Raw genomic sequence first — 13486 nt, 5'->3', positions numbered from 1 at the left:
AAAAGAGGATTTTTCCAGCTTCCGAGCGAAACCTAAATAAGGCGGTCTTTTAGTAGATAGACTTATTTGGGTTTTTTGTATTTGTTGAGGAGGGATTAGATGGAATACGCGTATGAGTGGGTAGAAACAGAAGGGCATTTTCCAATCAAGATCATTTATCACGAATCGGACGAAGCAGGATATATCCCAAATCACTGGCATGAAAGTATTGAAATCTCCTATGTTCTTTCTGGAACCATTGATGAGATTTATGTAGATGGGAAGACTTATACCTCTCGTGAAGGAGATATTGTGGTCATTAATTCAAACTCGATCCATTCCTTTACGGTGGATAGAGGTACGGGGCAAAAAGCGATATCGGTCTTTATCCCTCCAGAGTTATTAAAGGAAAAGGGAATACAAATAGATGAAGTGGCTTTTCATTGTGTGTCGATTGGGGAGAGGGGCGAAGATCGACTTCAACAGCTTCAAGAACTACGGATGATTCTAAACCGTATGACAGACGCCTACTTGAACAGAGAAAAAGACCATTTTTCTTATGTGAAAATAATCGCATTATCATATGAATTACTGTACGTGTTATTAAAATATTTCCAAGTTCCTAAGGAAAGTCACCCGAATATTCATTCCAAAAAGCATCTGGACCGATTGGCGCAGATTTTTGATTTTATTAAGGAAAACTATCAACAGAAACTATCGTTAACGATGATTGCCAATGAATTTGGAATCACAACCGAATATTTATCTCGATTTTTCACGAAGCATATTGGTGTCACCCTATTGCATTATATTAATGCCGTTCGACTGGAATATGCGCACCGTGATCTCGTGAATACCGACCTTTCTATCCTAGAGATTGCTTTAAAAAATGGCTTTCCAAATGAGAAGTCATTTAATAGAGTATTTAAGTCGGTGTATAAGCTTGCACCTAGTCAATATCGCAGGGAGTCGAAAGTACCTAATCAAGAATTGACGTTTTTTTAGCTAGAAAAGGACAAGACGATAACTATGATTCCTACTAAAATCAAAAATGTAAACGCTTAAATAATTGATTTCGTAGGAGGAATTTTCATTGTTTAAAAAAATGAAGAAACAAGCAAGGAAGGCATTTCTATTATCTATAGTAGCTTGTACAACTTTTTCTTTTAGTAGTGGAGTGATGGCAAAGGAAATGAAAACACAACCAACCTCTTATCAAACGGTTACAGAAATCGAAGACTGGGGTCCAGCCATTACGAAGGTGATTGTGGATTTAGGAAGACCAGTTCCAGTCAAATCTGTAACAACGGACACATTTGATGTGAATGTAAAAATTAGTGATCCTCGTTTAGCACAACCATTGTTAAACCAAGGTGAACGTAAAGTAACAAAAGCTTATGTATCTGATAAAAATGGAAAGCCAGCTAAGGCCACAGGAAAATACGTGGTATTAGAAATGGAATTTGGTCCCAATGTACCGTTAAGCACGGCGATGAACTATGATTGGCAGAAAACAGGCTTTAATGATTGGACAGATAATGAATACACAATTACTCAGCAAAAGGCAATTGCCACACCAGCAGGAAAGATTTCTGGCTTAACGATTGATACATTCTCCGGCGGTGTAAGAGAGCTAGTGGATGAGTTCTCTACAGGTGAAGCTACATATGGCGATGTGACACTAACTTATGCAGATTTTGAGCCGAAGAAGGATAATAAGAAAAATCCTCTAGTGATCTGGCTACATGGTGCAGGTGAGGGTGGAACAGATCCAACGATTCCGATTTCAGGAAACAAGGCTGTGAACTGGGCTTCTGATGACATTCAATCCTACTTTGGTGGAGCGTATGTGTTAGCTCCTCAAACACCAACGTTCTGGATGGATGGCGAGACGGGCTTTGGCGATGGAACGTCAAAATATGAAGACGCATTAATGAGCTTGATTGAAGACTATGTGTCTAACAATAAAGATATCGACACGGACCGCATTTATATTGGTGGAGATTCTAACGGTGGATACATGACGATGCTCATGATTCGTGACTACCCAGAGTATTTCGCCGCTGCCATTCCAACTTGCGAAGCACTAGCTGACACACTCATTACAAATGAGCAAATTGAAGATATGAAAAACGTGCCAACTTGGTTTGTTACTGCTGCGAATGATCCAGTGGTAGATGTGAACCAATATACCGTGCCAACGTATGAGCGTTTAGTGGAAGCGGGTGCTCCAAATGTACACTTATCTTTATTCGATAACGTGGTAGATACTTCAGGTTTATACAAAAATGATGACGGTACACCATACGAGTACAACGGCCACTGGTCATGGATTTACGTGTACAACAATGACGTAAAAACAACAATTGATGGAAAAGAAATTACTCTTATGGAATGGTTAGCAAACCAATCTAAATAAAATCCAAAAGCAGTGTGCTTCTAACAAGAATCACACTGCTTTTATTTGGTATAGTAAGTACATATCATAGATGAGAGGTGTAAGGAATGAAATCCGAACAGCAATATTTCGAAGAAGGAAAGTCGATTCAAGCGTATATGGACGAAATGAGTACATTAAAAGAGGAAAGTTTTGCGGTGTATGAGCAATTCCAATTACCTGAAGACGGGTTGGTTGACAAACTAAAACAACATTCCCTTCATTTCTTAACGATTACAGAAGATTGGTGTGGAGATGCGATGATGATTAACCCAGTCATTCGCAAATTAGCGGAAGCGGCACATATTGATATGCGGGTTACCCTACGTGACGCTGACACGGATTTGATTGACCGCCACCTAACGAACGGCGGACGTGCGATTCCCATGATTTTGATTTTAAATGAGCAAGGTGAGTTAGTGGGAAAATGGGGACCACGTGCACCGGAAGTTCAACAAATGGTGGACGAGCTACGTGCGACTCTGCCAGACAAAGAAGACCCATCTTTTGCGGAAAAACAAAAAGAAGTTTTTGGCACATTAAGAAAAAGCTATGTTGAAGACAAATCCCTTTGGTCATATGTGTATGAGAGCTTTAAGGGAAGAGTATTAGAAGTGATTTAGGTTTAATGGTTTGTTCATCCGGGTACAAGTCTACTACCATCACAAAGGAGGACATACATATGGGATTACTTCTTTATTTGATCGTAGGCGGTATCATCGGGTGGTTAGCGAGTTTAATCGCTGGAAACAATCTACCTTATGGTGTGATAGGGAATATTGTTTGCGGAATTGTAGGAGCTTGGATTGGTGGAATGCTGCTAGGAACATGGGGTCCATCATTCGCAGGCATCGCCATCTTACCCGCATTAATCGGTAGTATATTGTTTGTTCTATTATTGAGGGTTGTCACAAACATCCTGTCTAAATAATGAGTGAAGGCAGCCTAAGGGGATGGTTATCATCCCCTTTCCTAATTTACCTCAAATAAAAATCAATAATTTGCTTGAGTTCCTCTAAATACAATTTAGCGATCCGGCTAAGTTGTGTTTTTTTATTAACGACGCAGCCGACCGTAATCAGTTCCCCTTCTTCAAGCGGTACAGACACAATATGGGATCCATTTAAATCTTCACTTAAAATTCCAGTAGATATGGTATACCCATTCAACCCGATTAACAGATTAAAAAGGGTAGCCCGATCACTAACCTGAATGCTTTTTTTACAAGGAATGGTGCTAAATAGCTCTTCTGAATAATAAAACGAGTTATATTCTCCTTGTTCAAACGTTAGACGAGGAAAATCTTCTAACTCTTCTAACGTGACCGTCGATTTTTTTGCAAGCGGATTTTGAGTACTGACAAATATATGGGGCTTTGCTTGAAAAAGAACTTCAAATTCCAACCCTCGCTCTTTTAGCAATGGCATCATGACTTTTTCATTAAAAGAACTTACATATAAAATACCTATTTCACTTCGTAGATTTTTGACGTCTTCAATGATTTCATAGGTTCTCGTTTCCCTTAAAGTGAATTGGTATTTATCTTCGCCATGCTTCTTAATCATTTCAACGAAGGCGTTCACGGCAAATGCGTAATGCTGGGTGGAAACGGAAAAAAGTTGTTCAGAAGGAGCCGTATTAAAGTAACGGCGCTCTAGCAATTCTGCTTGTTCCACTACTTGCCTTGCATACCCAAGAAACTCCGCTCCATCTGTAGAGAGCGTAATTCCTGTGGAGGTACGGGTAAAAATGGTGATTCCTATTTCTCTTTCAAGCTCTTTTATCGCTTTAGATAAACTAGGTTGCGAGATATATAATCTACGTGCTGCTTCATTAATCGACCCACACGCCACCACTTCTATGACATATTTTAGCTGCTGTAACTTCATCTTGATTCCTCATTTTCGTATATGTATTTCACACCGTTATAGCTTTTAGTTATAACAATCAATTACTTTTATCAGTTACACTATAGCACGAAAATCGTGATAGGATACAAACAATAGAAAAGGCTGTTTTCGCAAAGATTGTTGTTAAAATCTTAAAGCCGATTTTAACGTGGAAATAGCTATTTTGCACTTAATAATTAAGTTTGCATGCTCTTTTCTTATTAAATTGCTGTTATTTTCTGCTGAAATTTAGCACGATTATTAAAATTAGGTACAAAAAAGCAACCAAGTTTAAGAAAAGAGCCTTAGAAAAACAGAAAAGAGGGAATAGGATGACAGTAGAAACGAAGGGGAAGAATCAAACGACTTTTCGAGCTGATCAAGTGGGAAGTTTATTACGTTCAGATGTGATTAAAACAGCTCGATTACAGAGTGCGGATGGTGAAATTATATTCGATCAATTAAGAAAAATCGAGGATAAGGAAATTGCTAGGATCGTTGAAAAACAAAAGGAGATCGGTCTACAGGCTGTGACGGATGGAGAATTTCGCAGAGCTTGGTGGCATTTTGACTTCTTAGAAAATTTGGTTGGCGTGGAAGGCTTTTGGTCAGGAAACGGAATTCAATTTCACCAAAAACAAACAAAATCTCGTGCTATTAAAGTCACTAGTAAACTAGACTTTGGAAATCATCCAATGCTACAAGACTATCAATATCTTCATGGAGTAGCTGGTGATCATACAGCCAAGTTTACGATTCCAAGTCCAAGTATGCTTCATTTCCGTGGAGAAGTGGATGGATCAGTTTATCCAGACGAGGAGGAGTTTTTTGCTGATTTAGCTGCCACTTATAAAAAGGCGATTCAAGCTTTCTATGATGCCGGCTGTCGTTATTTACAGCTAGATGATACCTCATGGGCTTATTTATGTTCGGAGGAACAAAAGGAACAGCTTAGAGCCAAAGGATTAAACCCTGATTACTTAATTAAAATGTATTTACAAACGCTAAACAAAGCTGTAGCTGATCGTCCGGAAGATTTAAAAATTACGATGCATATTTGTCGCGGAAATTTCCGCTCCACATGGATTTCTTCTGGTGGATATGAGCCGATTGCTGAACAATTATTTGGTCACTTAAATATCGACGGTTTCTTTTTAGAATATGATAACGATCGTTCAGGCGGGTTTGAACCCCTTCGTTTTGTTACTAGACCAGATCTGCAAATCGTTTTAGGTTTGGTTACTTCCAAGTTTGGAGAACTAGAAAACAAGGATGTTATTAAAAAACGAATTGAAGAGGCATCCCAGTTTGTACCGTTGGACCAATTATGTTTAAGTCCTCAATGCGGGTTTGCGTCAACGGAAGAAGGAAATCTTTTGACTGAGGAGCAACAATGGGCAAAGCTTCAGCATGTTGTTGACATCTCTAAGGAAGTTTGGAAATAAACACGACATGAGGGGGATAACATGCGCATAGTTCAGGCTTCTCAAGTCGTTGCTGAAAGTAAGTTCAATCGATTTCATTTACTAGTGTTTCTATGGTGTTTTTATGCCATTGCCTTTGATGGATTTGATATTGCTTTATATGGGATCGGTTTGCCTTCGATGATGAATGATTACGATTTAACCCTTGTAGAGGCGGGAGCGATTGGCAGCTACACGTTAGTCGGAATGATGCTTGGATCATTTATCCTTGGATCGCTTTCCGATATTATCGGTCGGAAAAAGATACTAGCACTTTGTATGCTATTATTCAGTGTTTTCTCCTTGCTGGCGGGCTTAGCACCCAATTCTCTTACCTTCACGATTATGCGGTGTATCGCGGCACTTGGGATGGGGGGATTAATGCCAGCAGTCATTTCTGTAATGACCGAATATTCACCTAAGAAAAAGAGAGCGATGATTGTAGCGACGATGTATTGCGGTTATTCAATCGGTGCGATATTGGCCTCATTGATAGGAATGTATGTGATGGAAAGTCTTGGTTGGAGATTCTTATATTGGCTAGGGATTATCCCATTATTCACTCTTCCAATCTTTCTAAAGCAATTCCCTGAATCGCTTTCCTATTTGATCGTCCGTAACCGAGGGAAAGAAATCGCAGACATTTTAAACAAAGTAGATCCAAAAGGGAAATATGAAGCAACAGACGATTTTGAATATGTGGCTGTAAAAGAACGGGCAAAAGGCTTACCAGCGAAAAAATTATTCACCGACAATCGTGTGGTTAGTACATTGGCTTTTTGGACGATGGTATTTAGCTGTCTCCTTATGATTTATGGATTAAACACCTGGCTTCCAAAAATCATGCAAGGATCTGGATACGGAATTACGTCCAGCTTATCCTTCAGCCTCGTGTTAGGAGTCGGGCAAATTGGTGGTTCTTTACTAGGTGGATATTTAGTGGATCGAGTCGGGCACCGAAAAGTTCTGTTATTTATGTTTTTAATAGGGGCGATCTGTTTTGCTTCTCTCAGTGTCACATCAAATACGTATCTGTTATATGTATTAATAGCCCTAGGTGGTGCTTGCACAGGAGGAACACAGAATCTAGTAAATCCTTATATTTCTGAATTTTACCCTCAAGAAATTCGAACGACAGGTCTAAGTGTAACCGTAGGGATTGGAAGAATCGGAGCGATTTTAGCTCCTCTGATCATTGGTTTGTTGCTAACGACCAATTTAGAACCACAGCAGGCATTTATGGCCTTTGCTGTTCCAAGTATTATCGGTGGAATGGCCCTTTTAGCCGTTCAAGAGAAATACGGCAGTTTTGACATGGTCCTAAAGACAACGAATAAAAGTGCGTAAAGAAAAAACAGAGCTAATGGGAAAATTAGCTCTGTTTCTGTTTATGAAGCTTGATGCTCTACATGAACTCTTTTAATAAAGATACTAACGAACACCCCAACTACCGCAATGACAATGGCAAAAATAAAGGCATCCTGTACCCCTGAAGTGAAGGCTAGTAAGGGGTTGAGTGGATTCGTTGCATCCGACACGTTCTTCATATAATCTTCTACGCCAGAGGATAAAATCGAAATCGCAATAGCTGTACCAATCGCACCAGCTACCTGCTGTAAGGTGTTCATGATGGCTGTTCCATCTGGATACAGTTCACGTGGCAATTGGTTTAACCCATTGGTTTGAGCAGGCATCATAATCATGGAAACGCCCACCATCATCAAGATATGCATGGCAATAAGGAATGCTGAAGACGTTTCTAAATCGATCGTTGAGAAACCGAATAAAGAACCAGTGACAATCACAAGACCAGGGATCACTAACCACTTTGGTCCAAATTTATCAAATAAACTACCCATAACAGGCGATAATAATCCGTTCACAATTCCACCAGGTAAAAGAAGAAGTCCGGCTGCAAATGTGCTTAACGCAAGAGATGTTTGTAAATACAGTGGCAATAGGATCATGGACGATAAAATCACCATCATACAAATGAGAACTAATAATAATCCAACCACAAACATGGGGTATTTAAACGCACGAAGATTAAGCATCGGCTGTTTCATTTTTGTTTGGCGGATACAGAATAAAACAAGTCCGATCAAACCAACCGAAATAGCCGTAATCACGGTTGGATCTCCCCAGCCGCCGCCTTCACCGGCCGAACTAAACCCGTACACCACTCCACCAAACCCAATCGTGGATAACACAATAGATAACACATCAATCTTTGGCTTCGTTGGTGTGGATACATTTTGCATATAGAAGTATCCAAAAACTAAAGCAAGGATTAATAATGGAAGGCAAATCCAGAAGATCCAGTGCCAGGTAAGATTTTTTAAGATAAGACCAGATAATGTTGGTCCAACAGCAGGCGCAAACATAATGACAAGTCCCATGAGTCCCATGATTTTTCCACGTTTATACGGTGGAACGATTAATAAAATCGTATTGAACATCAGTGGCAACATGACCGCTGTCCCCATTGCTTGCACCACACGTGCTAACATTAAGACGGCGAAGGAAGGGGCAATCGCTGCGATAAATGTTCCGATAATCGAGAAGGCAAGTGAAACAATGAACAATTGTCGGGTTGAAAACCACTGTAATATAAGGCCAGATACAGGAACGAGAATTCCAAGTGTAAGTAGGTAACCGGTCGTTAGCCATTGAACCGTTGTTTCTTTAATGGAAAAGTCTTCTATTAAACTACCAAGTGCCATGTTCAAGGCTGTTTCACTAAATAAGCCTATGAATCCAGCAATTAAGAAAGAGACAAGAATCGGGAGTACTTTGTATTCACCCGTTTCTTCCCCCTGTGTTTTACTCATTTGAGCGTCGATATTCATTCATTTTTCCTCCTAGTTCCTTATGGCTGAGTAATGCAGGAATTTGGTTAGCGATTAAACGCAAAGTATCCCCGTTTTTACTAGTTAATGAAAGGGTTGTTGCCCCCTCAAGCAGGGCATTGATGGTAACAGCAAGCTCTCGAGCCTTTGTGGTCTCGTAGCCATTTTGCTCAAGCTTTTCTGCGTAAAGACCCTGCCATTCTTTGAAGGTTTGTTCACAAGCAACTCGAAGCGGTTCATGCGTATTCGCCGTTTCCGCAGCAAGTAGACCAATTTTTAATCCCTCTAAGCTGCAAGGTGAATCGAAAAATACAGCAATATTGTTCACATGTTGTTGAAAGGCTTGAATCAGATTATCTGTGGAAGTGAGATCCTTTGCCGTTTGCTTTAGAACATGCTGCTTCATCAGGTTAATCGCTTCTAAAGCAATTTCTTCTTTCCCTTTTGGAAAATGGTAATACAAAGAGCCTTTAGGCGTACCACTCTCCTCGATAATTTGATTAACCCCGGTCGCACTATATCCTTGACGTTGAAACAAACGAGAAGCAGTTTGTAAAATAATTTCTTTTGTATGTTCTTTTTTGATTTTCATCGTATGAAGTCATCCTTTTAGAAATTATAGAGATCGGTCTATATAAATATAGTTAGAATTTGAGCGAATGTCAATTAATAAGTTGAGGGCGGTGTTAACTTGGTGTTAAGGGTTGGTGGGGGAGGGGGATTTGGACAGGGGTTGCCGGGAAAAGGAGGAGCGAGTCTGAATGCAGTGCTGATTCGGACAGGAATCACCGAAAAAAGAAGGATCGAGTCTGAATGCAGTGGTGATTTGGACAGGAATCACCGAAAAAAGAAGGATCGAGTCTGAATACAGTGCTGATTCGGACAGTAGTCGCCGAAAAAAGGAGGACAGAGTCCAAATGCAATGGTGATTCGGACAGGAATCACCGAAAAAAGAAGGATCGAGTCCAAATGCAGTGGTGATTTGGACAGGAATCACCGAAAAAAGGAGGACAGAGTCCAAATGCAGTGGTGATTCGGACAGATGCATGAGAAAAAAGAAGGAGCAAGTCCGAATACAAACAACGAAAAAAGAATGGCACGAACATACCCATTCGAGCCATTCCTACTATAATCTATTAACAACACTTAGTCTGATCGGCTCCACCACAACAAGCGCTAGTCTTCTCATCTTTTTCACTAACTTCTTTGATTTCCACACCACAGCAATCTGAATTATTTGTTTTTACTAGTTTCTTCAAAAAGCTCATTTTGAATTCACCTCCTTTCAAATTAAGCGTTAGCCGGTGTAACACAGCAATTTGGATCTTTACGTGGAGCGGGGATCGAGATTTTTTTCGATTCTTCTCTCTCAAAAAACTTCCAAGCGTGTCTAGCATTTCTTTCGACTTCCTGTTGCTTTAGCTTTGCGATGGCATGATAGTCTTGATAAAACATGTGATCGTCTCCTTTAATCAAAATATATTGATGTATTAATCAAAAAAAATTGATCTAATCCTTTAAAAGAAAACCTAACTGCAGCTAGGTCTAAATAGGCAGCAAAGCTCAGGGGACAGTAGGTGATTGATTTCTTCGGTGTTTACTTGGTAATAGCTCCACGTACCTTTTGTTTCTTTTGTGATTAAACCCGCATCAAGCAAAATTTTTAAGTGATACGAAAGCTTGGATTGAGGCATGTCAATCAACTCACTCAAATCACAAACACAGCTCGAGTTTTGTTGAACCAAAAGGTGTAAGATGTATAGGCGTTTTTGATCTGCAAGGGCTTTGAATTTGGCTTCGTATGTTTCAAGCTTTTTTTGCAGATTGATCTCTTCATTAGTTGTACGAGTTACGTCCGTTAAGGGAATGAACTGTTTCACTTTTCGTTCTCCTTTAATCAAAAATACTTGATATACTGTATTATACTTCCAGTGGTAAGTTTTGGCAACTGTTAAATCAAAAAAATTGATTTTGTTTTATCGATTTTACAAAAGCTTTACAAAAAACGGATTGAGCTATGTATATAAGTGTATTATTATATAAGTAATCGATTATATGCTTATTTGCATCAAACATTTGGGAAAGATAAACGTATTCTAATGGCCAATTAGGAGGTGTTTTCATGCAACAAGAATCTGTCATTGAGATTGAAGAGTTCGCTCATATCTTAAAGCTTCTAGGAGACAAAACACGATTAACGATCGTGAAAATATTAGATTCACATGACTGCTGTGTGTGTGAGTTTGTTGAGATTTTTAAAACCAGTCAGCCAGCGATCAGCCAGCATGTAAGAAAGCTTAAGGATAAGGGCATTGTTAAGGAATCAAGAAGGGGACAGTGGATTATTTATTCCTTAAATAAGGAAAGTGAGTACTACCTATTCTTGCAGGATGTTCTTAAATCATTACCTGATCAAGGCTACCGGTTGGATGAGTTAGAAAAACAAGGGTTACGTATTTCTTGTTGTGAATAAGGAGGTTCATTTGTGACATCAATTGTTTTAGCATCAGTGATTTTTTTGCTGACACTGGTTTTAGTTATTTGGCAGCCGAAGGGGTTGTCGATTGGGTGGTCCGCTTGTGGTGGGGCAATCGTGGCACTGCTTGTTGGAGTAGTCGATTTTCAGGATGTTCTTGATGTAACGGGCATCGTTTGGAATGCGACCTTAGCATTTATCGCCATTATTATTATTTCTTTAATTCTAGATGAAATTGGTTTCTTTGAGTGGTCGGCCCTTCATATGGCTCGGGCTGCAAAAGGAAACGGTGTTCGCATGTTTGTGTATGTTTCCATTTTAGGAGCAATCGTTGCAGCATTCTTTGCTAATGATGGAGCTGCATTAATTCTCACACCAATCGTCCTGGCGATGGTTCGAAACTTACAATTCAACGAGGGTATGGTGTTTCCCTTTATTATCGCAAGTGGATTTATCGCGGACACCACCTCGTTACCACTTGTCGTTAGTAACCTGGTGAATATTGTTTCTGCTGACTTTTTTGGCATCGGCTTTGCTGAATTCGCCTCAAGGATGATTGTGCCAAATTTCTTTTCGTTAGCAGCGAGCATTCTGGTTCTTTATCTTTATTTTCGAAAAAGTATTCCTAAATCCTATGATCTTACACAGCTGAAAAAACCGGTAGATGCGATACGAGATCAGAAAATGTTTCGTCTCTCTTGGCTCGTGTTAGCAATTCTTCTTATTGGATATTTTGCGAGTGAGTTTACAGGAATTCCTGTTTCAATTATTGCTGGAATGGTCGCGATCTTCTTCCTCCTTTTGGCAAGAAGAAGTCCGGCTGTCAATACGCGCACCGTTGTAAAAGGGGCACCATGGGCGATTGTCTTTTTCTCAATTGGAATGTATGTGGTTGTTTACGGTTTGCGAAATGTAGGCTTAACTAATGTATTAGCAGACCTGATTCAGGTAACAGCTGATCAAGGATTGTTCGCAGCCACTATTGGGATGGGCTTTATTGCGGCGATTTTATCCTCTGTCATGAACAATATGCCGACCGTTATGATTGATGCGTTAGCGATTGCTGATACCAATACATCGGGAGTCATTCGAGAAGCGCTCATCTATGCAAATGTCATTGGTTCGGATCTTGGACCCAAGATTACTCCGATTGGGTCCCTTGCGACTCTATTATGGCTCCATGTTTTATCACAAAAGGGAGTCAAAATTTCATGGGGGACTTATTTTAAAACAGGTATTATTCTAACCATCCCAACACTATTCATTACGTTGGTTGGGCTTTATATTTGGTTACTATTACTTCATTAAAAGGAGAAGAAAAACATGACGAAAAAAACAATTTACTTTTTATGTACAGGAAATTCTTGCAGAAGCCAGATGGCGGAAGGTTGGGCGAAAAAGCACTTAGGAGAAGAGTGGGATGTAAAAAGTGCTGGACTGGAAGCACACGGTTTGAACCCGAATGCAGTGAAAGCAATGAAGGAAGCAGGTATCGATATTTCCAATCAAACTTCTGACACAATTGACCCAGAAATCTTAAACAATGCCGACTTAGTGGTCACTCTATGTGGACATGCAGCAGACCATTGCCCAGTGACTCCTCCACATGTGAAGCGTGAGCATTGGGGCTTTGATGATCCAGCGAAAGCAGAAGGAACAGACGAAGAAAAATGGGCATTTTTCCAACGCGTTCGTGATGAAATCGGCGATCGTATTAAGACATTTGCAGAGACAGGTAAATAATATCCAAATGCATAATAAAAAATGGTTGTAACATCGGGTTACAACCACTTTTTATTTTTATGCTTCTAGCCAAGATTGTGACCATTTTTCTATATCTCTCATAAGAGGCTCCAAGGCTACTCCCTTATCAGTTAGTGAATATTCAATTCGAACAGGAGTTTCTGGGAATACTTCGCGCTTCACAATGCCTTCATTCTCCAGATCCTTTAACCTCTCTGAAAGCACACGACCACTGACACCAATGGATGATTCTAGGCTGCAAAAACGCTGTGGGCCACCTAGTAACTGGTAAATAATTAAGCCGGTCCATCTTTGGCTTAAAATACTCATCGCTTTTTCGAATCTAGGACAAATAGATTTATCCATGTCAATCACTCCTTCCTTCTATTATAACCCCTTTTTTTCATAATTAAATTATTTTTTATAAAATACTTACTTGACGTTTGCTTGTTATGAAAATATAATTACTTACAAAAAGTAAGTTACTAACTATGGTTTTAAAAAGATAAATAGTAAATGATAACACTAGTGTTGTATTAATTTAATTTCACTATTTAAAAAACTCAAAATGTTCAATTTTATTATTTTATGCAAAGAAAAAGTCCTTTATAATGGATAGGTCAGGTGGTAATCCCGTCCAAATCCAATAA

At 39.6% G+C, this 13486-nt stretch carries 16 protein-coding genes; 9 read left to right on the top strand and 7 right to left on the bottom strand.

Translation table 11 applies throughout. The annotated features are described in order from the left end of the window. The first annotated feature begins 99 nt into the window (after window positions 1-99). From ACFFHF_RS21710 to ACFFHF_RS21695, 4 genes are all read left to right on the top strand, one after another. Window positions 100-984, top strand: coding sequence for an AraC family transcriptional regulator (locus tag ACFFHF_RS21710; RefSeq protein ID WP_377059009.1), 885 nt, complete (start codon window positions 100-102; stop codon window positions 982-984). A gap of 88 nt (window positions 985-1072) precedes the next feature. Continuing rightward, window positions 1073-2398: a prolyl oligopeptidase family serine peptidase gene (locus ACFFHF_RS21705; protein ID WP_377059008.1), complete on the top strand. Its 1326-nt coding sequence runs from the start codon at window positions 1073-1075 to the stop codon at window positions 2396-2398. 86 nt (window positions 2399-2484) lie between these two features. Continuing rightward, complete coding sequence (locus tag ACFFHF_RS21700) at window positions 2485-3039, top strand: thioredoxin family protein (RefSeq protein WP_377059007.1); 555 nt, start codon at window positions 2485-2487, stop codon at window positions 3037-3039. A 59-nt stretch (window positions 3040-3098) separates the two neighbouring features. Then, window positions 3099-3347 carry a GlsB/YeaQ/YmgE family stress response membrane protein gene (locus tag ACFFHF_RS21695; protein WP_160549299.1) on the top strand — a complete coding sequence of 83 codons (249 nt, stop codon included), beginning with the start codon at window positions 3099-3101 and terminating at the stop codon, window positions 3345-3347. Between the two features lie 46 nt (window positions 3348-3393). Here ACFFHF_RS21695 and ACFFHF_RS21690 read toward each other — a convergent pair whose 3' ends face one another. Further along, complete coding sequence (locus ACFFHF_RS21690) at window positions 3394-4305, bottom strand: LysR family transcriptional regulator (RefSeq protein WP_160549298.1); 912 nt, start codon at window positions 4303-4305, stop codon at window positions 3394-3396. 332 nt (window positions 4306-4637) lie between these two features. Here ACFFHF_RS21690 and ACFFHF_RS21685 point away from each other — a divergent pair, with 332 nt between their 5' ends. Together ACFFHF_RS21685 and ACFFHF_RS21680 are read left to right on the top strand one after the other, a co-directional pair. Then, window positions 4638-5750, top strand: a complete 1113-nt coding sequence (locus ACFFHF_RS21685) for a 5-methyltetrahydropteroyltriglutamate--homocysteine S-methyltransferase (protein ID WP_377059006.1) — start codon at window positions 4638-4640, stop codon at window positions 5748-5750. 21 nt (window positions 5751-5771) lie between these two features. Beyond that, on the top strand, window positions 5772-7115 hold the full coding sequence (locus tag ACFFHF_RS21680) for an MFS transporter (RefSeq protein WP_160549296.1): 1344 nt from the start codon (window positions 5772-5774) through the stop codon (window positions 7113-7115). Window positions 7116-7156: 41 nt separating this feature from the next. Here the strand turns inward: ACFFHF_RS21680 and ACFFHF_RS21675 are convergent, their stop codons facing one another. The 5 genes from ACFFHF_RS21675 to ACFFHF_RS21655 all read right to left on the bottom strand — a co-directional run bounded on the left by ACFFHF_RS21675 (window position 7157) and on the right by ACFFHF_RS21655 (window position 10446). Next, window positions 7157-8599 carry a DHA2 family efflux MFS transporter permease subunit gene (locus tag ACFFHF_RS21675; protein WP_377059086.1) on the bottom strand — a complete coding sequence of 481 codons (1443 nt, stop codon included), beginning with the start codon at window positions 8597-8599 and terminating at the stop codon, window positions 7157-7159. After that, window positions 8592-9209: a TetR/AcrR family transcriptional regulator gene (locus tag ACFFHF_RS21670; RefSeq protein WP_160549295.1), complete on the bottom strand. Its 618-nt coding sequence runs from the start codon at window positions 9207-9209 to the stop codon at window positions 8592-8594. The genes ACFFHF_RS21675 and ACFFHF_RS21670 overlap by 8 nt, the downstream gene beginning before the upstream one ends. Before the next feature lie 544 nt (window positions 9210-9753). Next, window positions 9754-9885, bottom strand: a complete 132-nt coding sequence (locus ACFFHF_RS21665) for a hypothetical protein (RefSeq protein ID WP_340905514.1) — start codon at window positions 9883-9885, stop codon at window positions 9754-9756. A 22-nt stretch (window positions 9886-9907) separates the two neighbouring features. After that, entirely contained in the window at window positions 9908-10072 is a 165-nt protein-coding gene (locus ACFFHF_RS21660) for a hypothetical protein (RefSeq protein WP_160549293.1), read from the bottom strand. Between the two features lie 74 nt (window positions 10073-10146). Next, window positions 10147-10446, bottom strand: a complete 300-nt coding sequence (locus tag ACFFHF_RS21655) for an ArsR/SmtB family transcription factor (RefSeq protein WP_340906358.1) — start codon at window positions 10444-10446, stop codon at window positions 10147-10149. 293 nt (window positions 10447-10739) lie between these two features. Between ACFFHF_RS21655 and ACFFHF_RS21650 the strand changes: the two genes are divergently transcribed. From ACFFHF_RS21650 to arsC, 3 genes are read left to right on the top strand one after another with little or no spacing between them, the layout of a single operon-like run. Continuing rightward, window positions 10740-11090, top strand: a complete 351-nt coding sequence (locus ACFFHF_RS21650) for a metalloregulator ArsR/SmtB family transcription factor (protein WP_160549292.1) — start codon at window positions 10740-10742, stop codon at window positions 11088-11090. A gap of 12 nt (window positions 11091-11102) precedes the next feature. Further along, complete coding sequence (locus tag ACFFHF_RS21645) at window positions 11103-12401, top strand: arsenic transporter (RefSeq protein WP_340905512.1); 1299 nt, start codon at window positions 11103-11105, stop codon at window positions 12399-12401. A 15-nt stretch (window positions 12402-12416) separates the two neighbouring features. Further along, entirely contained in the window at window positions 12417-12836 is a 420-nt protein-coding gene (gene arsC / locus ACFFHF_RS21640; RefSeq protein ID WP_160549291.1) for an arsenate reductase (thioredoxin), read from the top strand. Between the two features lie 57 nt (window positions 12837-12893). Here arsC and ACFFHF_RS21635 read toward each other — a convergent pair whose 3' ends face one another. Next, complete coding sequence (locus ACFFHF_RS21635) at window positions 12894-13202, bottom strand: winged helix-turn-helix transcriptional regulator (protein ID WP_377059005.1); 309 nt, start codon at window positions 13200-13202, stop codon at window positions 12894-12896. Window positions 13203-13486 lie beyond the last annotated feature (284 nt).

Source organism: Robertmurraya beringensis, from assembly GCF_042433785.1.
Classification (GTDB): domain Bacteria; phylum Bacillota; class Bacilli; order Bacillales; family Cytobacillaceae; genus Robertmurraya_A; species Robertmurraya_A beringensis.
The sequence above is the reverse complement of the archived record's forward strand: the minus strand, read 5'-3'. Positions and strand labels throughout refer to the sequence as shown.